Source organism: Staphylococcus sp. EG-SA-2, from assembly GCF_017152085.1.
In genome coordinates, this window is sequence record NZ_JACYHC010000922.1 from 1 (window position 1) to 953 (window position 953).

Consider the following 953-nt stretch of genomic DNA (forward strand, 5'->3'; position numbering starts at 1 on the left):
ATTGATCGTACGACGCATGTTTTTGCACCAAGTAAACCTGAAAAGTTAAAAACATATCGCATGGTATTTAACACGATTAGTGTTGAGAAAATGAATGCTATACTATTTGACGATTCAACCATCGTTCGTAGTTCAAAGAGTGGTGTTACAACCTACAACAATAATACAGGTGTCGCAAACTATAACGATAAAAATGAAAAATATCATTATAAAAACCTGTCCGAAGATGAAGCAAGTTCCAGCAAAATGGAAGAAACGATTCCAGGAACCTTTGATTTTATTAATGGTCATGGTGGTTTCTTAAACGAAGACTTCAGATTGTTTAGTACGAATAATCAGTCAGGCGAGTTAACATATCAACGTTTCCTTAACGGTTATCCAACGTTTAATAAAGAAGGCTCTAATCAAATTCAAGTCACTTGGGGTGAAAAAGGCGTCTTTGATTATCGTCGTTCGTTATTGCGCACCGACGTTGTGTTAAATAGTGAGGATAATAAAACGTTGCCGAAATTAGAGTCTGTACGTTCAAGCTTAGCGAACAATAGTGATATTAATTTTGAAAAAGTAACAAACATCGCTATCGGTTACGAAATGCAGGATAACTCAGATCATAATCACATTGAAGTGCAGATTAACAGTGAACTCGTACCGCGTTGGTATGTAGAATATGATGGTGAATGGTATGTTTATAACGATGGGAGGCTTGAATAAATGAACTGGAAACTGACAAAGACACTTTTCATTTTCGTGTTTATTCTTGTCAACATCGTGTTAGTATCGATTTATGTTAATAAAGTCAATCGCTCACACATTAATGAAGTTGAGAGTAACAATGAAGTTAATTTTCAGCAAGAAGAAATTAAAGTACCGGCTAGTATATTGAATAAATCAGTTAAAGGTATAAAATTAGAGCAAATTACAGGGCGATCAAAAGACTTTAGTTCTAAAGCTAA

At 34.6% G+C, this 953-nt stretch carries 1 protein-coding gene and 1 pseudogene; both read left to right on the forward strand.

Translation table 11 applies throughout. From position 1 onward, the window contains the following. On the forward strand, positions 1-711 hold a 711-nt coding region (yycH, locus tag IDG60_RS16240), incomplete at its 5' end, for a two-component system activity regulator YycH (protein ID WP_241013390.1). Then, positions 712-953 (forward strand): annotated as a pseudogene (locus IDG60_RS16245) (two-component system regulatory protein YycI); the annotation flags it as partial.